Genomic DNA, 21,795 nt, shown 5'->3' on the forward strand with positions numbered 1-21,795 from the left:
TTGATGGCCGCCCCTTGCTGAGAATCTGGCGAAAGCATGCAATTTTCACTGTTTTCGCCAGACTATGTCACCTGTCCGGCGCCTCAGCTGAGGCTGCCATGGCAGTGTTTGAACTTCTTGCCAGACCCACAAGGGCATTTGTCATTGCGAGATGGATTGCCCCATGTCGAGGGATCGTCTTCAACAAACCCATCGGCTGGTGCCTCCGGCAACGCAGCGCCAGCCGCGGCCCTTTGCAGTTCCGCCTGCTGGGCGGCCAGCTGCATCATCATCTGGCGCTGCTCTTCTTCGCTGATGGGGCGCACATGTGCGAGCTGCTGAGTGACGGTTTCACGCAGCGTATCGAGCATGTTTTCAAACAGCTGGAAACTCTCATTCTTATATTCATTGAGCGGATCACGCTGCGCATAGCCACGGAAGCCCACCACAGAACGCAGATGTTCCAGCGTCAGAAGATGTTCGCGCCATTTTGCATCGATGGTCTGAAGCAGAACTTGCTTTTCGATATTGCGCATGGTTTCAGCACCAAACGCTTCGGTCTTTTCTGCCATCTTGGCATCGCTGGCGGCGACCAGACGTTCGCGGATCTGCTCGTCATCGACGCCTTCTTCGGCAGCCCAGTCGACCACGGGGACATCAAGCCCGAGTTTCTCGCGGACCTGCGCCTGCAGGCCCTCGCTGTCCCATTGGTCGGCATAGGTCTTGGCCGGCATATGCACATCGAGAAGATCGTCGATCACCTCATGACGCATATCACCGACAATTTCGGACAGATCTTCAGCAGCCATGATTTCGCGGCGCTGGTTAAAGATTACCTTGCGCTGATCATTCATCACGTCGTCGAATTTCAGAACGTTCTTACGCATGTCAAAGTTGCGGCCTTCGACCTTTGCCTGGGCGCGTTCCAGCGACTTGTTCACCCAAGGGTGAATGATCGCCTCGCCCTCTTTCATGCCAAGGGTCGACAACAGCTTGTCCAGCCGCTCTGACCCGAAGATGCGCATCAGATCATCTTCAAGGCTGAGGTAGAACACGGTGCGACCCGGATCGCCCTGGCGACCGGAGCGACCGCGCAGCTGGTTGTCGATCCGGCGGCTCTCGTGGCGTTCGGAAGCCATCACGAACAGGCCACCTGCGTCCAGAACACTCTGCTTTTCCGCGGCATGTTTGGCCTCTTCCTCGGTGCGCAGGGCAACCGGGTCGGCATCGGGCTGGGCGTCCAGCGCATCCAGCACCTTCAGCTCCACATTACCGCCCAACTGAATGTCAGTACCGCGGCCGGCCATGTTGGTAGCGATGGTCACAGCGCCCAGACGACCGGCCTCCGCCACAATCTTGGCTTCCTGTTCGTGGTGACGGGCGTTCAGCACGTTGTGCTTGATGCCCTCTTTCTCCAGCATCTGGCTGAGCAGCTCGGATTTTTCGATCGAGGTCGTGCCCAAAAGAACAGGCTGGCCCTTTTCATGGGCCTTCTTGGTCTCTTCAATCATCGCACGGTATTTCTCGACAGCCGTGCGGTAGACCTGATCGTCCTCATCCTTACGGGCGATTGGTCGGTTGGTTGGAACCTCGACCACACCCAGACCGTAGATCTCGGCAAATTCCTCGGCCTCGGTCATCGCTGTGCCGGTCATCCCGGACAGCTTGCTGTAGAGGCGGAAGTAGTTCTGAAAGGTCACGGAGGCCAGCGTTGTGTTCTCGGGCTGGATCTTAACCTCTTCCTTGGCTTCGATGGCCTGATGCAGACCCTCGGAAAGGCGGCGACCGGCCATCATCCGACCGGTGAATTCATCGATCAGCACCACCTCGCCATCCCGCACGATGTAGTCCTTGTCGCGCTGGAACAACTTATGCGCCCGCAGCGCCTGGTTGACGTGATGTACTACCGTAGTGCTCTCAGGATCATACAGTGACGCTCCCTCTTCCAGCAGGCCATGGGCGATCAACTGCTGCTCGAGGTATTCGTTGCCATCCTCGGTGAAGGTCACGCCGCGGGTTTTTTCGTCCAGCTCATAGTGATCATCACTCAGGAGCGGGATCATCTTGTCGATGGTCGAGTAGAGTTCCGAGCGATCTTCCGCCGGACCTGAGATGATCAGCGGCGTACGCGCCTCGTCGATCAGGATCGAGTCGACCTCATCCACAATCGCGAAATTATGGTGTTTCTGGAAAACCTGATCGAGGCTCGGCTTCATGTTGTCGCGCAGGTAGTCAAAGCCCAGCTCGTTGTTGGTCGCATAAGTGACATCGCTCTGATAGGCAGCCATCTTCTCTGCATCAGGCTGGCCGGACCAGATCACGCCGGTGGTCATGCCGAGTTGCGCAAAGACCTTGCCCATCCACTCGCTGTCGCGCTTGGCTAGGTATTCGTTCACCGTCACCACATGCACGCCCTTGCCGGTCAGCGCATTGAGATAGGCCGGGAAGGTCGCAACGAGGGTTTTACCCTCACCGGTCTTCATCTCGGAAATATTGCCCTGGTGCAGAAAGATGCCACCCATGAGCTGCGTATCAAAGGCCCGCAGCCCCAGCGCACGCCGCGCCGCCTCGCGTACGTTGGCAAAAGCCTCGGGCAGAAGGTCATCCAGGCTCTCTCCGTCACCGGCGCGCTTGCGCAGCTCGGCGGTTTTGTCCTGCAACTCCTGATCGCTGAGTTTCTCGAACTCGGGCTCCAGCGCGTTGATCTTGGCAATCAGCGGCCGTGTCGCCTTGATTTTGCGGTCATTCGGCGTGCCGAAAACCTTTTTGGCGAGTGTTCCGATACCCAGCATGTGTTCTCCAACCGTCCTGTCATTGGCCCCTGGCGTTGGCAGGCTTGCCCGCCCCGCTTGCAACTCATAAACAATGATGGAACAGCGGTCCTGTCAAAGGCCTCATGGCGATGTAAGGTCCCGCAAATACGGTGTCAACGCTACGCCCAGCCGTGGCCAGAGAATAGGAAGAATTCAATGCGCAAAGGTCTCACTTATTTGTCGGGGCTGGCCCTGACGGCCGCCTTGACACTGCCCATACCCGCTGTGGCCGAACCACATGCCAATACAGTGGTTGCAAAGGTGAATGGCGAAGAGATCACGATTGGTCACATGATCATCGCCCGCGCGACGCTGCCGCAGCAGTATCAGCAGCTGCCGGATGATGTTCTCTATGACGCAATTCTGGACCAGCTGATTCAGCAAACCAGCCTGAAACAGGAACTGAATGGCGAGGTTCCGAAATACGTCGAACTCTCCCTAGAGAACGAAGCCCGTTCGCTGCTGGCCGCTGATGTCATCGAAAAGGTGATGGAGGGTGCCGCCTCCGAACAGGACCTTCGCGCCGCCTACGACGAGAAATACACCGACGGAACCGGCGGTGATGAATTCAACGCCTCGCATATTCTGGTCGAGAGCAAGGAGGATGCAGCCGAAATTCGCGCCGAGCTGGAGGCGGGTGCTGATTTTGCCACTCTAGCGCGCGAACGGTCGACCGGTCCCTCCGGCCCGAACGGTGGGGAGCTCGGCTGGTTTGGCAAGGGGCGCATGGTCCCGGAATTTGAAGAAGCCGTCCTCGCGATGCGTACCGGTGACGTCTCCGAACCGGTTCAAACCCAGTTCGGCTGGCATGTGATCAAGCTCAACGAACGGCGCACCTCTGCTGCGCCTACCTTTGACGAGGTCCGCGAAGAGCTTGCAGCGCAGATGCGCCAGGACGCGGTAGAAGAGCGCGTACTCTCCCTGACCACCTCGGCAACGATTGAACGCCCTGAGATCGAAGATCTAGACCCCGCAATCCTGAAAAACCTTGACCTGGTTAGGAACTGAAAATGGCACTGCCCCGCTCTCCGCTTGCACCAGACCATTTCCCCGAGCTGCCGGAAATCACCGGTGTTAGCTTCGCATCGGCAGCCGCCGGCGTGAGATACAAGGATCGTACGGACGTTATGCTCGCGGTGATGGCACCCGGAACGGCCGTCGCCGGCGTCTTTACCCGCTCCGCGACCCGCTCCGCCCCCGTTCTGGACTGTCAGGTAAAACTCGCTTCGGCAGAAAACGACACCGCGCACGGCGCGGCGATCCTCGTGAATTCCGGCAATTCTAACGCCTTTACCGGGCACTATGGTCAAACCTCGGTTGCCGAGATCACCCGCAGTGTAGCAGAATGCACGGGTGTTCCGGCCGCACGGGTGTTCACCGCATCAACCGGAGTCATCGGCGAACCACTACCGCACGACCGCATCGTCGCCCAGATCGCGGCGCTGAACGATGGGTTGGACTCCACCGCCATCGAAGCTGCTGCCGGCGCGATCATGACAACGGACACCTTTGCCAAAGGGGCCAGCGCGAAAATCGAGATCGACGGAAAAACCGTCTCTATCGCGGGGATTGCCAAGGGGTCAGGTATGATCGCCCCCGACATGGCGACCATGCTTGTCTATATCTTCACAGATGCGAAGATGCCGCAGTCGGCGTTGCAGGAGCTTCTGTCGCAAACCTGTGACCGGACCTTCAACTGCATCACGGTGGACAGCGACACATCGACCTCGGACAGTCTGATGCTCTGTGCCACTGGCGCCTCTGGCGTTGATGTAACCGGACATGCTGAATTCGCCGAGGCGCTGGAATCAGTCATGCTGGACCTGTCGCATCAAGTGGTGCGCGATGGTGAGGGCGCGACCAAATTCGTCGAGATCCAGGTGACCGGCGCGATGAATGACCACGACGCCAAGGTTCATGGCCTGTCGATTGCCAATTCGCCGCTGGTCAAAACGGCCATTGCCGGGGAGGATCCGAACTGGGGCCGCGTCGTGATGGCAATCGGCAAATCCGGGGCAGCCGCCGATCGGGACAAGCTTTCCATCTCCTTTGGCGATGTACTGGTCGCCGAAAAAGGCTGGGTGTCGCCAAACTATCGCGAAGCAGCCGGCGCCGCTGAAATGAAGAAGTCGGAGATCGTCATCAAGGTTGATCTGGGATTGGCCAAGGGGCAGAGCACTGTTTGGACCTGTGACCTTACGCACCAATATATCACCATTAACGCGGACTACCGGTCATGAAGACCGTACTGGTATCTGCGGTTGCACTGATTGATATCGAGGGGCGCGTGCTGCTTGCTCAGCGCCCCGAGGGAAAGTCGATGGCGGGTCTGTGGGAATTTCCCGGCGGCAAGGTCGAGCCCGGTGAAACGCCCGAGGCGGCGCTGATCCGCGAACTGGAAGAGGAGCTCGGCATCAACACCTGGGCGTCCTGTCTGGCACCTCTGACCTTTGCAAGCCACAGCTATGAAGATTTTCACCTGCTGATGCCGCTATTTGCCTGTCGTAAATGGGAGGGTATCCCGCAGGCGAAAGAAGGGCAGACACTGAAATGGGTCCGCGCGCAGAACCTGCGTGATTACCCCATGCCGGCGGCCGATGTGCCGCTGATCCCAATCCTGCGGGACTGGCTCTAGTTCCGTTCTGCCCGGTTTCCCGCACAGAACGGCTTAGCCGCCGCCGCGTCCTGCGGCGGCATCCTGACCGCGCATCAATCAATCATTAACTTTTTTCGTTAACCCTGAGAGCCAACAGGCAGCGTAATGTCGGTATTTCTGACGGCAAGAGGCGGTAGCGATTATGATCAGAACGATTAAGCAGGGTGCATTTATCTTCATCCAAGGCACATTCGTGCGCAGCTTGCCCGATGGCAAGATTTCGGTGCGCGTCGGTAGCAAAACCTACGAAGGTGAACCGGTCGGCCGCGCCGCCTGATCCCCCACACTCTCCTTAGCAGACTGGTTTCTCCTCCCTGAACCAGCCACGAAAAAACCCCGACCTGGTTTGGCCGGGGTTTTTTTATTCATGCTATGATCGTGGATCAGTCGAGTGTGCGGGTCACTTCTTCACGTTCGAAGATCTCGATCACATCACCCTTGCGGACATCATCGTAATTCTCAAACGCCATGCCGCATTCCTGACCGGACTGAACCTCTGCCACTTCATCCTTGAAGCGTTTGAGAGTTTTCAGCGTACCTTCGTGGATCACAACGTTATCACGCAGCAGGCGGACGCCAGCGGAGCGGCGCGCCACACCTTCGGTCACGAGACAGCCCGCAACCTTGCCAACGTTGGATACCTTGAAGACATCCTTGATCTCTGCATAGCCGATGAAGTTCTCGCGGATCTCAGCTGACAGCAGGCCGGACGCCGCCGCCTTCACATCGTCGACGAGGTCATAGATGACCGAGTAGTAGCGGATCTCGACGCCCTTCTGGTTGGCCGAGTTCCGTGCCGATGTGTTGGCACGCACGTTGAAGCCCATGACAGGAGCACCAGAGGCCTCTGCCAGACCGATATCGCTCTCGGTGATGGCGCCAACGCCGGAGTGCAGCACGCGAACACGCACTTCGTCGTTGCCGATCTTCTCCATCGCCTGAACGATGGCTTCGGCAGAGCCTTGCACGTCAGCTTTAACCAGGATCGGCAGCTCGGAGACATTTTCGTCCTCCTTGGCCTTCTGCATCAGCTGTTCCAGCGTGGTCGCGGCACCGGCCGCTGCGCGCTTGTCCTTGGCGGCCTGGGCGCGGTACTCGGCGATCTCGCGGGCCTGCGCTTCGGTTTCGGTGACGTTCAGAACGTCGCCTGCTTCGGGTGTACCATTGAGACCCAGCACTTCGACCGGAACCGAGGGGCCAGCTTCCTGAACCCGCTCACCCTTGTCATTGATCAGCGCACGGACCTTACCGTACTGCTCACCGACAACAAAGATATCACCCTGACGCAGGGTGCCATTCTGAACCAGCACCGTGGCCACAGGTCCGCGACCCACGTCCAGCTGTGCCTCGATCACGGCACCTTGAGCCGCGCGATCCGGATTGGCCTTCAGTTCGAGGATTTCCGCCTGCAGCGCAATGGCTTCCAGCAGCTCGTCCAGACCCTGACCAGTTACGGCAGAGACTTCCACATCCTGTACTTCACCAGACATCGCTTCCACGACAACTTCATGCTGCAGCAGATCGGTGCGGACCTTCATCGGGTCTGCGGCCGGCTTGTCGATCTTGTTGATGGCCACGATCATGGGAACACCCGCCGCCTTAGCGTGGTTGATCGCTTCGACGGTCTGCGGCATCACAGCATCATCTGCAGCCACAACAAGGACCACGATATCCGTGACCTGCGCACCGCGCGAACGCATAGAGGTAAAGGCCGCGTGGCCCGGCGTGTCGAGGAAGCTCAACACAGCCCCGCCTTCGGTTTTCACCTGATAGGCACCGATGTGCTGGGTAATGCCACCCGCCTCGCCTGCAACAACCCGCGCGTCGCGGATCGCATCCAGCAGAGACGTCTTACCGTGGTCAACGTGACCCATGATGGTGATCACAGGAGGACGCGGCTGAAGGTCATCTTCCTTGTCCTCGACCTCTTTGATGACGTCTTCAACATCCGAATCAGAAACACGCACCACGTTGTGGCCGAACTCTTCGATGATCAGCTCGGCGGTATCCGCGTCGATGGTCTGGTTCTGCGTGACCATCATGCCCATATTCATCAGCGATTTGACAACCTCGCCGACGCGCTCGGCCATCCGGTTTGCCAGCTCGGAGACGACAATCGCCTCGGGCAGCTGGACGTCACGAATAACCTTTTCACGCTCGACCGAGCCCATGGCCTTCTGGCGTGCGCGCTCTTGCTTACGCTTCATCGACGCCATGGAGCGCTGACGACCACCTTCACCACCGGTCGCCTGACCAAGTGTCAGCTTTCCGGAGCGACGGCCACCGCCTTCGTTGCGGCCTTTGGCATTGCGGTTCTGCCGGTCATCACGTTCGCGATCCCCCTTACGAGGCTGCGAAGACGGGCCCGGCTCGGGACGGGCCGCAGCCGGTTCCGACTTTTTCTTTTCGGCATCAGTAGCCGCACGCTGCGCAGCAGCCTCAGCTTCGACACGCTTGCGCTCTTCTTCTTCAGCCTTCTGGCGGGCACGCTCTTCAGCTTCGCGCTGTTCACGTTCCTTGGCTTCCTGTTCAGCCCGGCGGCGCTCACGCTCTTCGGCACGGGCCTTTTCCTCGGCTTCGCGCTGCTGCGCTTCCTCTACTTCGCGGGCCTTGGCGGCCTGCAACGCCTTCAGGCGGCGCGCCATCTCTGCATCGCTGATGCCAGCCGGACGCCGCGATGCGTCACCGGACGGCGTCGCACCCGAGCCCCCCTTGGCCGCGGTCGGCTTGGGGACCACAACGCGTTTGCGCTTGGTTTCCACCACGACATTCTTGGTCCGACCGTGGCTGAAGCTCTGTTTCACATTCCCGGGCCGGGACCCACCACGAAGACCCAACGTCTTTTTGCCGTCACTATCGCTCATAAAGCTCTTTATCCTTCCGTGCGGCCCTTGCCGCCCACCGTTTCGCGCAAACCTTGTAGTCGTTGCGCTTCCTCTACAACACGTTTGCCGAGTCCACCAGAGGCCAGCGCCGCATGTATCACAGTTTGGCGCCCAAAGGCCATGCCCAGCTCATCCGCAGTGAGGCATCCGATGAATTTCCCACGGTGCGGCGTGCTCAATTTTGATTTGCCCCGCCCTGATCCATCCGAAGCCTGGATCAATACGCGGGCGTGTTCCTTGGCCAGCCAGTCTTTGACCTTCTCATAGCCAGAGACCGCATCACCCGACTTGCGCGCCAGGCTGATCAGCTCGATCAGGCGCCGCAGCACCTGACCTTTGATTTCATCCACCAGCCCGTCAGGCACCGTCACCGGCGCCTTGAAACCGCGGGCAAAGAGTTTCTTCTTTACCGCAGTTTGGAGCGCTGCCTCGGTCGAGGTCACATATACCCCGCGCCCCGGCAGCTTTCCCATCACATCAGGAACAACCTGACCTTCGGGGCCAACAACAAAGCGGATCAGCCCTTCTTTGGGCTGTATCTCGCCTGTTGCCAGACATTTTCGCTCCGGTCCGTCGGACCGGTCTTTGTCACTGCCACCGCGTGTCATTGCTATCCTCGCTGCGAGGCCTGAGTTCAGGCCTCGCCCTCTTCTGCTTCGCCGTCTTCGATGTCGGCATCGTCTTCAGCATCCGCTTCCAGTTCGGTGGGATCCACCCAACCCAGCAGAACGCGGGCGGTCATGACAAGAGTCTGAGCATCTTCCAGCGACACATCATATGGTTCCAGAATGCCGTCATCCTTGACGCGCTCACCCTTGTTGGTGGTCCAACCGCCGGCCAGCTCCCAGTCAGCGCAGGTGGCAAAATCTTCAAGCGTCTTGATGCCATCCTTGGCCAGTGCCTCAATCATTTGGGGCGTCAGACCATCAAAGTCAATCAGGCTGTCCTCGGCACCCAATGCGCGGGCTGCATCAATCGCCGCTTTCGCCTGCGCTTCCAGGTAGTCAGCCGCACGCGCCTGAAGCTCCTGAGCGGTGCCCTCGTCGACACCGTCAATAACCAGCAGCTCATCCAGCTCGACATAGGCAACTTCTTCGAGGTTGGTAAAGCCTTCGGAGACCAGCAGCTGGGCAAAGAATTCGTCCAGATCCAGGGTTTCCATGAACAGCTTGGTGCGCGCCTCGAATTCCTTCTGGCGGCGGGCCGATTCCTCTTCCTCGGTCATGATGTCGATATCAAGCGCGGTCAGCTGCGATGCCAGACGCACGTTCTGACCACGACGGCCGATTGCCAGCGACAGCTGCTCTTCGGGGACCACAACCTCGATCTTGCCCGCTTCTTCGTCCAGAACAACCTTGGACACTTCCGCAGGCTGCAGCGCGTTCACGAGGAAGGTCGGCTGATCTTCGTTCCACGGGATGATGTCGATCTTTTCACCCTGCAGTTCGTTGACCACGGCCTGAACGCGCGAACCGCGCATACCGACACAAGCGCCAACCGGATCGATGGAGCCATCATAGCTGATCACAGCAATCTTTGCGCGCGAACCCGGATCACGGGCAACCGCCTTGATCTCAATGACGCCATCATAGATTTCAGGTACTTCCATCTTGAACAGCTCAGCCATGAACTCCGGCGCGGTCCGCGACAGGAAGATTTGAGGGCCACGCGGCTCGCGGCGCACATCCTTGATATAGCAGCGAATCCGGTCATTCGGGCGGTAGCTCTCGCGGCCGATTTTCTCGTTCCGGCGCAGGATCGCCTCACCCGCACCCACGTCAACGATGACGTTGCCGTATTCTTCACGTTTGACCAGGCCGTTGATGATGGTGCCGGCACGATCCTTGAACTCTTCGTACTGACGATCACGCTCAGCTTCGCGCACCTTCTGCAGGATCACCTGCTTGGCGGACTGGGCAGCGATCCGGCCCATCTCGACAGGAGGCACTTCCTCGACGAAGATATCGCCAACCGAAGGATCGGCCATATACTGCTTGGCCTGCTCAACAGTCATTTCCGCCTGGTAGTTTTCCAGCGCGTCATCTTCGACCACGGTCCGCACGCGGGTAAAGGTCGCACGGCCAGTCTTGCGGTCAATGGACACACGAATGTCCATCTCGCTGCCGTAGCGGCTCTTGGCAGCCCGCGCCAGGCTCTCTTCCATCGCATCGACAACCAAACCGGGGTCGATCATCTTTTCGCGCGCCACGGCTTCTGCGGTCTGCAGAAGCTCCAACTGGTTTGCTGATGTGATAGCCATTACTTTTTCTCCTCTTCGGACCCATCGGCCTCGATTTCGTCGAATGCGTCTTCGTTCAGGGTGCCGGCAGCCTTGCGCTGACGCAGCATTTCTTTGATCAGATCATCGGTAAGAACCAGTTTGGCATCGCTCAACCAGTCGAATTTCAAGCCGATGGTAACAGTCTCGCCATGTTCTTCGATATTGATCAGAACCTCGTCATCCTCAACACCGGCCAGCTCGCCCTTGAAACGGCGGCGGCCGTCGATCAGCTCGCTGGTCTCGATCTTGGCCTCATAGCCCTCGAACATATCGAAGTCTTTGAGACGGGTCAGCGGCCGGTCGATACCGGGGCTGGAGACCTCAAGCGCGTAGCTGTCAAGGATCGGATCCTCCACGTCCAGCGTCGCACTGACCGCGTTGGAGATCTCAGCGCAGCCATCCACCTCGATGCCGCCTTCAGGCTTGTCGGCCATGATCTGCAGGGTGGTCGTCTTGCCAGACATCAGCCGAATACGCACCAGCTCAAAACCGAGATCTTCAATCACCGGGGTGATGATCTCGGCAAGCCGACGGTCGATGGCTGCCTTGGCTATCAGGTCATTGGTCATACGAATTCCAGATCTGTGATTCGGGCACAAAAAAACGGGCGCGCGGCCCGTTGAACTTTCCGGTGGAGCTGAGGGTCAAACCCGACGCGCCGCTGTTATGAAAGGCATATACGCCGGATCAGGCCAAACTGCAAGAGGCAGTTCCCCTGACCCATGTTCTGTGCGGACCCAGGCTTGCAAATCTTACAGATCAGAGGCGCCACCAGCGTTCCGCAATACGACCATCGTCCAAAGCCGACCGAGTGCCTATCGTCCGAGGCATACCAACATCCCGCCGGGCTGCCAGCGCCATGTCATCAACGGATGGATGGTAGTGAAAACTGCCGCGCGAGACGAGACCTTCGGGTGCTGGCAGGGCGGCGACATCGACATATCCATCCCGCAGCGCCTCAGCCCGCACGGCGGCATCGGGAATCACGATCAACTCAACCGTATCGACCCAACCGGCCTGACCGGATTTGTAGTGCCCCCGCACCCTCGCCGCGCGGAAGTCGCGCCCAGAGCGCGCGCGCTCCACCCTGTAGCACCCGGTCCCGTTTGCCGCTGAGAGGTCGCCTGAGGTTTCCCCGCCGGCGGCAATCGCAAACCGGCCATCGGCCAATAAATAAGGGAGATGCGGATTGGACGCGCCCAGCACAATCTGGATGCTACCGGGCGAGAGTATGTCGATTTGAGCAGCGCCATCGCCGATATCGCTGCCCAGCAGGCTCGCCGTCACATCCGCCGCCCGCACCGGTGTTCCATCGTGAAACGTCACATCTGCGCGAATATCGAACTGCCAGACCCGCGCATCGGGGCTGCTGCTCCAGCGACTGGCCAGCTCAGGCCGCAAGGAGCCATCAGGGCCAATTTCCATCAAGGTGTCAAACACGGCCCCACGAGCAACCTGATCCATCAGCCCACCGTCGCGCGGTACCGCGAGACGAAGGATCCCGCCCTGCCGCGGCGTATCAGCCAGCGCGGCCCCGGTTGCAGCCAGCAGGGCAGCCGCGGCGCCAGATGTGAACAGCGCACGCCTGTCGATCCGTGTCATGGCTCCTGCTCCTCTGCAATCTGGTCCATTGCGCGCACCAACTCGGCGCTGATTCCCGGTTCGGACAGAGCATGGCCCGCATTGCGCACCATCTTCAACTCGGCATTTGGCCACAGCTCTTTCAATCGCCAGGCGGAGGTCGGCGGACAAATCATATCATACCGCCCCTGCACGATGATGCCGGGAATATGCGATATGCGCCCCATATTGGCAAAGATCTGACCATCGTAGTCGAGAAACCCGCCATTGATGAAATAGTGATTCTCCAGTCGTGCAAAGGCGCGCGCGTAGTCGCCCGGGCTTTCGCCCGATGTGCCGTTGGAATGGATCGAGGCCAACGCGTTCTCCCATGCCGACCAAGCCCGGCCGAACAGGATCTCCTCAGCCATATCGCCGGAAAACAGCCGTCTGTTATAGGCGGCGATCAGATCGCCCCGCTCACCATCGGGGATCATCGAGACAAAACGCGACCAGGTCTCCGGCCAGAAACGGCCAGCACCACCACCGTAGAACCAGTCCAGCTCCGACTTGGTCATCAGGAAGACGCCGCGCAGGATCAGATGGCGCACCCGCTCGGGATGGGTCTGGGCATAGATCAGCGACAAAGTTGCCCCCCAGCTCCCGCCGAACACCATCCACCGCGACAGCCCCAGAAGTCGGCGGATGATTTCCATATCCGCGACCAGATGCCAGGTTGTATTGTCAGCGCAGGAGGCATGCGGCCGCGACCGTCCGCAACCGCGCTGATCGAATAACACAATCCGGTAGTGGTCAGGGTCGAAATACCGCCGCATGGCCGGGCTGCTCCCGCCACCCGGGCCTCCGTGACAGACCACCACAGGGATACCGTCCGGATTACCGCTCTGCTCCATATAGATATGGTGGCCCTGCCCCACATCGACCATCCGCTGATCAAAGGGTTCAATGGGCGGGTACAAATACTGCACTGCGCGCTTTTGATACGGGTATTTGTCCATTACTGACCTAACTTAGTCCTGAATGATAAAAGAACACACGGAGACAGGAATGCAAGCGCCTCAATCCACGGTAGACCCGTCCGAGATCGCAAAATTTGAGGCCATGGCCGCCGAATGGTGGGATCCCACTGGAAAATTCAAACCATTGCACATGCTGAACCCCTGTCGGCTGGACTACATCACCAGGCAAATTGCTGGTGAATTTGATCGCAACCTATCCGATCAGGCGCCCTTTTCCGGACTGCGCATTCTGGACATCGGCTGCGGTGGCGGGCTTCTCAGCGAACCAATAGCCCGTCTGGGTGCCGATGTCGTCGGCGCCGACGCCGCAGCGGGCAACATTCCAGTCGCTCAGGTTCACGCCCAGCAATCCGGTCTGGACATCGACTATCGCCACACCACAGCCGAGGCGCTGGCAGAGGCGGGCGAGCAGTTCGACGTGGTTCTCAACATGGAGGTGGTCGAACATGTTGCCGATCCGCTCAGCTATCTAACTGCCACGCAGCAGCTGCTCAGGCCCGGTGGTCTGCAAATCTGTTCAACCATCAACCGCAATCCCAAAAGCTACGCGATGGCCATTTTAGGCGCCGAGGTTGTCATGCGATGGCTGCCGCGCGGGACACATGAATGGTCGAAGTTCATTACACCAGACGAGCTGTTCGAGCTGCTCTCAAAGGCGGGGCTGACGCCTGTCGATCGGAAGGGTTTTGTGTTCAATCCGATCTTCTGGAGCTGGTCGCTGTCGGACCGTGATTTAAGCGTAAACTACGTGACAGCCAGCACAAAGCCTCGCTAAGCGCGGAGGCAAAAGCCCTGCCCCTATACTTTAGGATAGGCAATCATCCTTCTGCGTCGTTGGGCCGCTACCTTCTACGTGGTAGACCATAGATAGGGTCAGATGTTGCTGACCTGTCACCGAGTGAATGCACAGAGGCCCTTGTTCCGGGCCGCCCTGTCGTTAAGCCTACCACTCACGGACCAGCCTGACGGGGGGCACCAAGGACGTCTGTTCGCAGACGTCCTTTTCCGTTTTACAGGATTGGGGCCCTGCGCCCGTAGTCGCCAATCAGTCGCGACTTCCCAGCTTAATGCGGAACTCTCGCAGGATCGGCAGCGCGGATTTGACCCGGTCACCCCCCAGTTCCTCAACCACTTCGCGGATCATCGGAACAATGCTGGCCAATGCGGCGTCGCGCGCCTGTCGTCCCGCCGGGCTGATCGCGACCATTTTGCGTCGCGCATCATCCCAGTCTGGGCGGATATGAACGTAGCCCGCCGCTTCCAGCTTGCTCAATGTATTGGTCATCGCCCCACGGGTCACGTGAAACGCCTTGGCCAGCTGAGCGGGCGACCGCTCAACTCCGGTACGTGCGAGATGGTTCAATACCGAGAAATGCGACAGTTCCATTCCCTTAGGCAGCACTTGTCCCAGCCGGGTCCGCGCCAGCTGATCTGCCATCAGAATTTCGCTGAACAGCGAAACCGCAAGGGAATTGGTATCGTCCATCAGGGGCCGTCGAATTCTCGGTCATGAAACAGGGAAGGAACCTGTCGACGCGCTTGTGCCACTTTTTCAAGGTCAAGATCAATGTAGGTGACCCCTGGCTCAACGCCGCCATCGGCCAGAATTTCCCCCCAGGGTGACACCACCAGAGAATGGCCATAGGTGCGTCGCGACTTTCCCTTGGTTGCCGGATGGGTGCCCGTCTGAGCAGCCGCCAGCACATAGCAGCCCGTCTCGATTGCACGCGCCTGAAGCAATGCGTGCCAATGGGCCGCACCGGTAACAGGCGAAAAGGCTGCGGGCGCCAGCAGCACCTGAGCCCCTGCTTTGGCCAGACGCCGATGCAGATAGGGGAAGCGTACGTCGTAACATATGGTCATTCCCAGGGCTGCAAATGGAGTCTGTGCAACCACAGCCTGACAGCCCGGGCGGTATCCATCCGACTCGCGGTAAGTTTCTTCAGGCGTGACATCCACATCGAACATGTGGATCTTGTCATAGCGCGCAACAATCTCACCGGCTGGATCGATCAGAAACTGGCGATTGGCAAACCGTCCATCGGCATCCGTCGTCTTCAACGCGAGGGATCCGAGAGACAGCCAGAGACCACGCTCCTCGGCAGTTCTGCGCAGGGCCGCCAACGTCGGATCATCCGCTTCATGATGGAGGACCGACGTCTGGTGGCTGCGACTTCCAGAAAGGCAGTTTGTCACTTCTGGTGTCAGTACAAAACCGGCGCCAGCGGCAGCGGCCTCGGCAATCATCTCCTGCACCATCACCAGATTTTCAGCTGGCTGGTCGCTTGATGTCAGTTGAAGCAAGGCCGCACGCATCTGTTATATCCTCCGATGGTCACCGATCTTAATCACCGCGCCTCAGGTTGCCAGCAGCGGATCCAGCTTGCCGGACCGATCCAGTGCATAAAGATCATCGCATCCACCGACATGGGTCTCGCCGACAAAAATCTGCGGAACGGTACGCCCACCATTGGCACGCTCGATCATTTCAGCCTTGCGATCAGGATTAGCCAAGACGTCGATTTCGTCGAAGCTTACGCCTTTCTGGGTCAGCAGGCGTTTTGCGGCATGGCAAAACCCGCAGAGCGGGGAAGTGTAGATTTCGACCGGTTTCATTCGGGTCTCCGTTTGAAAATATTCAGTGGCTTGGCCCTGAACTTGGGCAGTCCATGATAGAATTGCCAGCCCCAGCGCGTTCAGATCACGACTGCGTGACCCTTGCAAGCACGGCGATACGGACCGCGCTTGCGCCGGCATCAAGGCAAGCCTCGCTACAGGCCGCAAGCGTGGCACCACTGGTCATCACATCATCGACCAGCAAGACGATACGCCCGCCAATCTGTGCGGCATGTTTCGGATGCGCCGAAATCGACCGCGCCAACGTTGCGTAGCGCTCGCAGCGGCCCTGCCCTTCAAGCGAAGGTGTACGGCGAACGCGCCGCAACAGGTCCGGGCAGTAGTCCAAGCCAGCGTCTCGGGACATTTGTCGGGCCAGCAGATCAGATTGATTATAGCGGCGGCGCAGAAACCGCGACCAGTGTAGCGGCACCGGCGCCACCAAGGGATCATCCACAAGCAAACTGGCAGCCGCCCGCCCCAACCAGCGCCCTGCAGGCCGGGCGATTTCAGTTCGATCCCCGTGTTTCAGGGCCAGTACCAGCCGCCGGGCCGTGCCCTCATAGGTCAGCGCGGCGCGTCCTTCCTGCCAGGGCCGTGGGTGATCCATACACTCATCACATTCGAGGCGAAACCCGTCCTCCTCCCCGATCAAAGGGACTCCACATCCATGGCAACAGGTTCCATGTATGAACGGTGTCTCGCGCCAGCAGGGGCCACAAAGTCCGAAATCGCTGTCGACCCACTCACCGCAGGCCAGACAGCGTGGCGGGTAGATCAGCGAAACAGCCGTTTGTATCCGCGCCTTCAACATCCTAAATAGCCCTCATGACCAAAGCCACGACGCCCCGCCCGCAGCTCTTTGACCGCAGCGCACTCGCCGCCCATCGCAGCCGCCTGACCACCGAAGCCCTGTTCCTGCACGACATCGCACGCGATGAGATTGAGGATCGGCTCTCCATGGTTAACAGGAGCTTTACGCGCCCAGCGCTGGTGGCGCCTTTTGCGCAAGGCTGGGACAGTTGTCTGCCCGATGCCAAACATGTCGCGGATGACGAAACATTGGATCTGGCGGTTGGTGCCCATGATCTTGTGGTCCACGCCATGTCACTGCACTGGGCCAATGATCCGGTCGGACAATTGATCCAATGTCACCGGGCCCTGACCGAAGACGGCTTGCTGCTGGTCGTGATGCTGGGCGGCCAGACCCTGCATGAATTGCGCAGCGCCCTGGCCACCGCCGAAACCCGCCTTTCCGGCGGGCTGTCGCCCCGCGTGGCCCCGATGGGCGAAGTGCGCGATCTGGGTGCGCTGTTGCAACGGGCCGGATTTGCGCTTCCGGTGGCGGATGTTGTGCCGCTGACCGCAAAGTACCGCGACCTGTGGCACCTGATGCACGAACTGCGCGGCATGGGCGAAACCAATGCCATGACACAGAGGCAAAAGACCGCAACCACGCGCAAATTGTTCGCTGACACTGCGGATATCTACCGGTCCACCTACGCAACGGAGGACGGTCTTTTGCCTGCAACCTTTGAACTGATTTGCCTGACCGGCTGGTCCCCGTCCGACACCCAGCAAAAACCGCTGCGCCCCGGATCGGCAAAGGCGCGACTGGCGGATGCGCTGAAGGTGCCGGAAACACCGCTGCCAAAGTAGACAGAACCAGCCATAGGTCTATCCTATGGCTCTGGTGGAATGATCCAATTGGTCATTTCCGCCGTATCTTCATATAGCTAGGGCGGACCAACGATCCGCTGACCGTTTACCGCACAGGACCCTGATAGATGCTGGACGCCACTGCCCCCGCCACCTGCCCCGCTCATGCGCCGGCAGACCACCCCAAGATCGCCCCGGCGAAGGTCGGCGTACTGTTGGCCAATCTGGGCACCCCCGATGACTATAGCTACTGGCCGATGCGCCGGTATCTGAGCGAGTTTCTCTCGGACAAGCGTGTGATCGACTATCCTGCCTGGAAATGGCAGCCGCTGTTGCAACTGATCATTTTGGCCAAACGGCCGTTTTCCTCGGGAGCGGCGTATAAGTCCATCTGGAACCATGACAAGGGCGAAAGCCCCCTGATGACCATCACCAAGGAGCAGACCGCCGCGATGTCGGAAGCGTTGCAGGAGCGGTATGGCAAAGAGGTCATGGTGGATTTCTGTATGCGCTACGGCAATCCCTCAACTAAATCCAAAGTGCGGGCAATGGTTGAGGCCGGCTGTCAGAAAATCCTCTTCGTCCCGCTTTATCCGCAATATGCCGGGGCCACCTCGGCCACCGCCAACGACCAGTTTTTCCGCGCCCTGATGGAAGAAACCTGGCAGCCCGCCGCACGCACCGTCGCACCCTATTTTGACGATCCGGCATATATCGACGCCCTCGCGCGTTCGGTGGAGAAAGCTTATGCCACCGCCGAGAAAAAACCCGAAATTCTGGTTGTATCCTATCACGGGATGCCCAAGCGCTATCTGATGCAGGGCGATCCCTACCATTGTCAGTGCCAGAAAACGACGCGCCTCCTGAAAGAACGTCTGGGGTGGACCGATACCGAAATCACCACCACGTTTCAGTCGGTGTTTGGCCCCGAAGAATGGCTGAAGCCCTATACCGTGGATCACGTCGCCACCCTCGCCAAAGAAGGCAAGAAAAACATCGCGGTGATCGCCCCCGCCTTCTCGGCGGACTGCATTGAGACGCTTGAGGAAATCAACGAGGAAATTCGCGAAAGCTTTGAGCACGCGGGCGGAGAAGATTTTCTCTATATCCCTTGCCTGAACGATGACGCCGAGCACATTGACGCGCTGTCCGGCGTTATCCAACGCAATCTGAAAGGGTGGCTGGACTAATCGCCACTCCCCGGTCCAAATAGCCAAAACGCCCCGACCAACGGGGCTGAGGATATTTGAACAGGGACCTCTCATGACCGCATTGAACCTGGCCGAATTGCATTGGGCAGATGCCCTGAATAATCACTGGGGCATCACCGCTGACCTGTCACGGTTGGACGGGGAATATGACCTGAACTTTCGTGCAATCGCCGAGGATGGGCAGGGCTATATTTTAAAGGTCATGCGCCCCGGTTGCGCTCCTGATCTCGTCGAGATGCAAATCGCTGCGCTGGCGCATCTCCATCAAACTGACCCGGATCTGCCATGCCCACGCGCCGTGGCGGCCGCCGATGGTGCGCTCTGCCTCGATCTTGCAGACGAAACCGGGGTTGAGCGCCTGGTCTGGCTGCAAACTCAGCTGCCGGGCCGCTGCTATGCCAAAAGCGCGCCGAAATCATCCGTTCTCATCAGGGAAATCGGTGCCGCGCTTGGAAGCATCACCCGCGCGCTCAAAACCTTTGACCATCCCGCGCTGCTACGTGATTTCAAATGGGATCTGATGTCTGCCGACTGGGTGGCAAGCGATCTCGACTGCATCGCAGACAGCAAACGCCGGAGCCTGATTGCTGCGATCTGCGCCGATTTCATAGAGCTGAAGCCGGTGTTTGGCTCCCTGCCGAAACAGGCGATTCATAATGACGCCAATGACTACAACATTCTCGTTACTGGCACGCTCTGCCAACCACGCCATGTCGGCGGTTTGATCGACCTTGGCGACATGTGTGCTGCGCCGCGAATCTGTGATCTGGCCATTGCAGCTGCGTATATCGTGCTGGATAATCCCCGACCGCAGGCTGCCCTGTCCGCGCTGATAGAAGGCTACCACGCCGTCAATCCGTTGACCGAGACCGAACTAGATCTTCTCTGGCCTCTGCTGCGGATGCGTCTGGCCGTCAGCGTCGTCAATTCCACACTTGTGGCCAAAGACAATCCCGATGACCCCTATGTGACCATATCGCAGGGTCCTGCATGGCGTTTTCTGGAGCAGCCAAGTGAGCATCCTGCCCTGATTTCGTCCCGGCTGAGAGCGACCTGCGGCCTTTCGGTGGTCGATGGTGCCGACAGGGTAATTGCCTATCTAGAGAAATATTCCGGTGAGTTCGCTCCGCTGATGGGACGCGATTTGACGGGTCTGCCGATGGGGTCTCTCTCGGTCGAGACATCGACCTGGCCGCAGAACCCTTTTGATATGCCGCTGGCCGAGGCTGCCGAAGTCGGGCGAGAGTTTTCCGGCGAAAACGGTGCCGACTGGTGGCTTGGATATTACAACGAACCACGGCTGATCTATACTGCCCCAGCCTTCCGCAAAGGCGCGTATAAAGCCAGCGACCGGCGTACCGTCCATCTCGCGGTGGATGTTTTTGCCCCCGCCGGTCAGACGCTCTACGCCCCCCTGGAGGGTGAGGTCGTGGCGGTGGAGAACCGCGATGCTCATCTGGACTACGGCGGTGTTGTCATCCTGAAACACCATACCGACACCGGAGAAGAATTTAATACGCTCTACGGTCATCTTGACCCTGACTGCTGTACTCAGCTTTCGGTTGGCGACCGGGTCGCCAAGGGCGCGCCGTTCTGCCAGCTCGGCGATGCAACTGAGAACGGCGGCTGGGCTCCACATGTGCATTTCCAACTGGCGCTATCGACCAAGGGAATTGAGGCAGACTGGCCCGGAGTGGCGGATCCTGACGACCTCTTGCTGTGGAACGCACTTTGCCCAAACCCTGCACCGTTACTGAACCTGCCTGCGGAGAAAACCGGATATGAACCGACTGACAAGCGCCGGGTTCTGGCGGATCGAAAGGCACATTTCGGCAGCAATCTCAGCCTGACCTACAGCGATCCGGTCATGCTGCTGCGTGGGTGGAAACATCATCTGTTTGACGAAATGGGCCGCCCCTATCTCGATGCTTATAACAATGTGCCGCATGTAGGCCACGCGCATCCCCGCGTTCAGGCGGTTGCTGCCGATCAGTTGAAACGCATGAACTCCAACACCCGGTATCTGCACCCGGCACAAACCGCCTTTGCGGAAAAGGTGCTGTCAAAGATGCCCGACCATCTGGAGGTCTGCTTCTTCGTCAATTCCGGCACCGAAGCGAATGAGCTGGCCCTGCGCCTCGCACGGGCGCACACAGGTGCCAAGGGGATGGTAACGCCCAATCACGGCTATCACGGCAACACCACTGGCGTGATTGACGTTTCCGCCTATAAGTTCAATGCAAAGGGTGGCGTGGGCCCGTCTGACTGGGTTCAGTTGATCGAAGTTGCCGATGACTATCGCGGATCTTACCGGCGCGATGATGCAGATCGCGCGCAGAAATACGCGGACCTAGTGGATCCGGCCATCGAAAAACTGCGTGCAAGCGGTCATGGGGTGGCCGGCTTCATTGCCGAGACCTTCCCTTCTGTCGGCGGTCAGATCATTCCGCCAAAGGGCTATCTGCCCGCCGTCTATGACAAGATCCGCGCCGCAGGTGGTATCTGTATCGCCGATGAGGTTCAAACCGGTCTAGGACGCCTTGGTGACTACTACTTTGGCTTTGAACACCAAGGGGCCAGCCCCGATATCGTGGTACTCGGTAAACCAATCGGCAACGGCCACCCCCTGGGAGTGCTGGTAACAACCCGCGCCATCGCGGACAGCTTTGCACAGGGGCCTGAGTTCTTCTCGACCTTTGGCGGTTCTACCCTGTCGTGCCGCATCGGTACCGAAGTGCTGAATATCGTCGATGAGGAAGGGTTACAGGAGAATGCGCGGGTGCGCGGGGCCGAACTGATCGAAGGCCTGCGCGAACTGCAATCCCGTTATCAGTCGATCGGGGATGTGCGCGGCATGGGATTATTTATCGGTGTCGAACTGATCCGCAACAACGGATCAGAGGCCACGGATATCTGCACCTATGTGAAGAACCGCATGCGCGATCATCGCATCCTGATCGGTAGCGAAGGGCCAAAGGACAACATTCTGAAAATTCGCCCCCCGCTGACGATTGATGCAGAGGGAATCGAGATGATTCTCGCATCGATGAACAGCATTCTGTCCGAAGTTCACGACGGTTGAGCCACCCTGAACC

At 59.1% G+C, this 21,795-nt stretch carries 19 protein-coding genes; 8 read left to right on the forward strand and 11 right to left on the reverse strand.

Going from position 1 to position 21,795, the window contains the following annotated elements; genetic code table 11:
• Positions 1 to 83: 83 nt before the first annotated feature.
• Entirely contained in the window at positions 84 to 2,771 is a 2,688-nt protein-coding gene (gene secA / locus VWY60_RS03770) for a preprotein translocase subunit SecA (RefSeq protein WP_416539866.1), read from the reverse strand.
• A gap of 177 nt (positions 2,772 to 2,948) precedes the next feature.
• On the opposite strand from secA, the gene VWY60_RS03775 reads away from it, so the two are divergent.
• The 4 genes from VWY60_RS03775 to VWY60_RS03790 all read left to right on the forward strand — a co-directional run bounded on the left by VWY60_RS03775 (position 2,949) and on the right by VWY60_RS03790 (position 5,725).
• Entirely contained in the window at positions 2,949 to 3,800 is an 852-nt protein-coding gene (locus tag VWY60_RS03775; RefSeq protein ID WP_416534317.1) for a peptidylprolyl isomerase, read from the forward strand.
• A 2-nt stretch (positions 3,801 to 3,802) separates the two neighbouring features.
• Positions 3,803 to 5,032 (forward strand): bifunctional glutamate N-acetyltransferase/amino-acid acetyltransferase ArgJ, encoded by a 1,230-nt coding sequence (argJ, locus tag VWY60_RS03780; RefSeq protein ID WP_416539867.1) that lies wholly within the window; start codon positions 3,803 to 3,805, stop codon positions 5,030 to 5,032.
• Positions 5,029 to 5,427 carry an 8-oxo-dGTP diphosphatase MutT gene (gene mutT / locus VWY60_RS03785; RefSeq protein WP_340547166.1) on the forward strand — a complete coding sequence of 133 codons (399 nt, stop codon included), beginning with the start codon at positions 5,029 to 5,031 and terminating at the stop codon, positions 5,425 to 5,427. The genes argJ and mutT overlap by 4 nt, the downstream gene beginning before the upstream one ends.
• Positions 5,428 to 5,590: 163 nt before the next feature.
• A complete protein-coding gene (locus VWY60_RS03790) occupies positions 5,591 to 5,725 on the forward strand; it encodes a hypothetical protein (protein WP_340547165.1) in 135 nt (44 codons plus the stop codon).
• Positions 5,726 to 5,831: 106 nt separating this feature from the next.
• On the opposite strand, the gene infB is transcribed toward VWY60_RS03790, so the two are convergent.
• The 6 genes from infB to pip form a co-directional block, all read right to left on the reverse strand.
• Entirely contained in the window at positions 5,832 to 8,312 is a 2,481-nt protein-coding gene (gene infB / locus VWY60_RS03795) for a translation initiation factor IF-2 (RefSeq protein ID WP_340547164.1), read from the reverse strand.
• An 8-nt stretch (positions 8,313 to 8,320) separates the two neighbouring features.
• Positions 8,321 to 8,941, reverse strand: a complete 621-nt coding sequence (locus VWY60_RS03800) for an RNA-binding protein (protein WP_340547163.1) — start codon at positions 8,939 to 8,941, stop codon at positions 8,321 to 8,323.
• Positions 8,942 to 8,967: 26 nt separating this feature from the next.
• Positions 8,968 to 10,593, reverse strand: a complete 1,626-nt coding sequence (gene nusA, locus VWY60_RS03805; RefSeq protein ID WP_416539868.1) for a transcription termination factor NusA — start codon at positions 10,591 to 10,593, stop codon at positions 8,968 to 8,970.
• Positions 10,593 to 11,183, reverse strand: coding sequence for a ribosome maturation factor RimP (gene rimP / locus VWY60_RS03810; protein ID WP_340547161.1), 591 nt, complete (start codon positions 11,181 to 11,183; stop codon positions 10,593 to 10,595). The genes nusA and rimP overlap by 1 nt, the downstream gene beginning before the upstream one ends.
• Positions 11,184 to 11,373: 190 nt before the next feature.
• Positions 11,374 to 12,216, reverse strand: a complete 843-nt coding sequence (locus VWY60_RS03815) for an ABC transporter substrate-binding protein (protein ID WP_416539869.1) — start codon at positions 12,214 to 12,216, stop codon at positions 11,374 to 11,376.
• On the reverse strand, positions 12,213 to 13,193 hold the full coding sequence (gene pip, locus VWY60_RS03820; RefSeq protein WP_340547159.1) for a prolyl aminopeptidase: 981 nt from the start codon (positions 13,191 to 13,193) through the stop codon (positions 12,213 to 12,215). Before pip ends, VWY60_RS03815 begins: the two co-directional genes overlap by 4 nt.
• A gap of 49 nt (positions 13,194 to 13,242) precedes the next feature.
• Here pip and ubiG point away from each other — a divergent pair, with 49 nt between their 5' ends.
• Positions 13,243 to 13,989 carry a bifunctional 2-polyprenyl-6-hydroxyphenol methylase/3-demethylubiquinol 3-O-methyltransferase UbiG gene (gene ubiG, locus VWY60_RS03825; protein ID WP_416537732.1) on the forward strand — a complete coding sequence of 249 codons (747 nt, stop codon included), beginning with the start codon at positions 13,243 to 13,245 and terminating at the stop codon, positions 13,987 to 13,989.
• A 270-nt stretch (positions 13,990 to 14,259) separates the two neighbouring features.
• Here ubiG and VWY60_RS03830 read toward each other — a convergent pair whose 3' ends face one another.
• The 4 genes from VWY60_RS03830 to VWY60_RS03845 form a co-directional block, all read right to left on the reverse strand.
• Complete coding sequence (locus VWY60_RS03830; protein WP_340547157.1) at positions 14,260 to 14,700, reverse strand: MarR family winged helix-turn-helix transcriptional regulator; 441 nt, start codon at positions 14,698 to 14,700, stop codon at positions 14,260 to 14,262.
• Positions 14,700 to 15,530, reverse strand: coding sequence for a carbon-nitrogen hydrolase family protein (locus VWY60_RS03835; RefSeq protein ID WP_416539870.1), 831 nt, complete (start codon positions 15,528 to 15,530; stop codon positions 14,700 to 14,702). Before VWY60_RS03835 ends, VWY60_RS03830 begins: the two co-directional genes overlap by 1 nt.
• Positions 15,531 to 15,572: 42 nt before the next feature.
• Positions 15,573 to 15,830 carry a glutaredoxin 3 gene (gene grxC, locus VWY60_RS03840; protein ID WP_340547155.1) on the reverse strand — a complete coding sequence of 86 codons (258 nt, stop codon included), beginning with the start codon at positions 15,828 to 15,830 and terminating at the stop codon, positions 15,573 to 15,575.
• A gap of 85 nt (positions 15,831 to 15,915) precedes the next feature.
• On the reverse strand, positions 15,916 to 16,644 hold the full coding sequence (locus VWY60_RS03845; RefSeq protein WP_416537734.1) for a double zinc ribbon domain-containing protein: 729 nt from the start codon (positions 16,642 to 16,644) through the stop codon (positions 15,916 to 15,918).
• 14 nt (positions 16,645 to 16,658) lie between these two features.
• Here VWY60_RS03845 and VWY60_RS03850 point away from each other — a divergent pair, with 14 nt between their 5' ends.
• The 3 genes from VWY60_RS03850 (at position 16,659) to VWY60_RS03860 (ending at position 21,782) form a co-directional block, all read left to right on the forward strand.
• Positions 16,659 to 17,489 (forward strand): methyltransferase domain-containing protein, encoded by an 831-nt coding sequence (locus tag VWY60_RS03850; protein ID WP_416539871.1) that lies wholly within the window; start codon positions 16,659 to 16,661, stop codon positions 17,487 to 17,489.
• A 128-nt stretch (positions 17,490 to 17,617) separates the two neighbouring features.
• Positions 17,618 to 18,679: a ferrochelatase gene (gene hemH / locus VWY60_RS03855; protein ID WP_416534325.1), complete on the forward strand. Its 1,062-nt coding sequence runs from the start codon at positions 17,618 to 17,620 to the stop codon at positions 18,677 to 18,679.
• 73 nt (positions 18,680 to 18,752) lie between these two features.
• The gene (locus VWY60_RS03860; protein WP_416539872.1) at positions 18,753 to 21,782 is read left to right on the forward strand and encodes an aminotransferase class III-fold pyridoxal phosphate-dependent enzyme; all 3,030 of its coding nucleotides are present in this window, start codon (positions 18,753 to 18,755) and stop codon (positions 21,780 to 21,782) included.
• The last annotated feature ends 13 nt before the right edge of the window (positions 21,783 to 21,795 follow it).

The sequence above is a fragment of the Phaeobacter sp. JH20_26 genome (genome assembly GCF_048056275.1).
GTDB lineage: Bacteria > Pseudomonadota > Alphaproteobacteria > Rhodobacterales > Rhodobacteraceae > Phaeobacter > Phaeobacter bryozoorum.

Excerpts from the sequence above, each read along its gene's own strand:
- hemH (WP_416534325.1), top strand. The coding sequence starts at position 17,618 with ATGCTGGACGCCACTGCCCCCGCCACCTGCCCCGCTCATGCGCCGGCA.
- VWY60_RS03845 (WP_416537734.1), bottom strand. The coding sequence starts at position 16,644 with ATGTTGAAGGCGCGGATACAAACGGCTGTTTCGCTGATCTACCCGCCA.
- rimP (WP_340547161.1), bottom strand. The coding sequence starts at position 11,183 with ATGACCAATGACCTGATAGCCAAGGCAGCCATCGACCGTCGGCTTGCC.
- nusA (WP_416539868.1), bottom strand. The coding sequence starts at position 10,593 with ATGGCTATCACATCAGCAAACCAGTTGGAGCTTCTGCAGACCGCAGAA.
- VWY60_RS03860 (WP_416539872.1), top strand. The coding sequence starts at position 18,753 with ATGACCGCATTGAACCTGGCCGAATTGCATTGGGCAGATGCCCTGAAT.
- ubiG (WP_416537732.1), top strand. The coding sequence starts at position 13,243 with ATGCAAGCGCCTCAATCCACGGTAGACCCGTCCGAGATCGCAAAATTT.
- VWY60_RS03835 (WP_416539870.1), bottom strand. The coding sequence starts at position 15,530 with ATGCGTGCGGCCTTGCTTCAACTGACATCAAGCGACCAGCCAGCTGAA.
- VWY60_RS03775 (WP_416534317.1), top strand. The coding sequence starts at position 2,949 with ATGCGCAAAGGTCTCACTTATTTGTCGGGGCTGGCCCTGACGGCCGCC.
- VWY60_RS03800 (WP_340547163.1), bottom strand. The coding sequence starts at position 8,941 with ATGACACGCGGTGGCAGTGACAAAGACCGGTCCGACGGACCGGAGCGA.
- mutT (WP_340547166.1), top strand. The coding sequence starts at position 5,029 with ATGAAGACCGTACTGGTATCTGCGGTTGCACTGATTGATATCGAGGGG.
- secA (WP_416539866.1), bottom strand. The coding sequence starts at position 2,771 with ATGCTGGGTATCGGAACACTCGCCAAAAAGGTTTTCGGCACGCCGAAT.
- grxC (WP_340547155.1), bottom strand. The coding sequence starts at position 15,830 with ATGAAACCGGTCGAAATCTACACTTCCCCGCTCTGCGGGTTTTGCCAT.
- VWY60_RS03850 (WP_416539871.1), top strand. The coding sequence starts at position 16,659 with ATGACCAAAGCCACGACGCCCCGCCCGCAGCTCTTTGACCGCAGCGCA.
- argJ (WP_416539867.1), top strand. The coding sequence starts at position 3,803 with ATGGCACTGCCCCGCTCTCCGCTTGCACCAGACCATTTCCCCGAGCTG.
- VWY60_RS03790 (WP_340547165.1), top strand. The coding sequence starts at position 5,591 with ATGATCAGAACGATTAAGCAGGGTGCATTTATCTTCATCCAAGGCACA.
- VWY60_RS03815 (WP_416539869.1), bottom strand. The coding sequence starts at position 12,216 with ATGACACGGATCGACAGGCGTGCGCTGTTCACATCTGGCGCCGCGGCT.
- infB (WP_340547164.1), bottom strand. The coding sequence starts at position 8,312 with ATGAGCGATAGTGACGGCAAAAAGACGTTGGGTCTTCGTGGTGGGTCC.
- pip (WP_340547159.1), bottom strand. The coding sequence starts at position 13,193 with ATGGACAAATACCCGTATCAAAAGCGCGCAGTGCAGTATTTGTACCCG.
- VWY60_RS03830 (WP_340547157.1), bottom strand. The coding sequence starts at position 14,700 with ATGGACGATACCAATTCCCTTGCGGTTTCGCTGTTCAGCGAAATTCTG.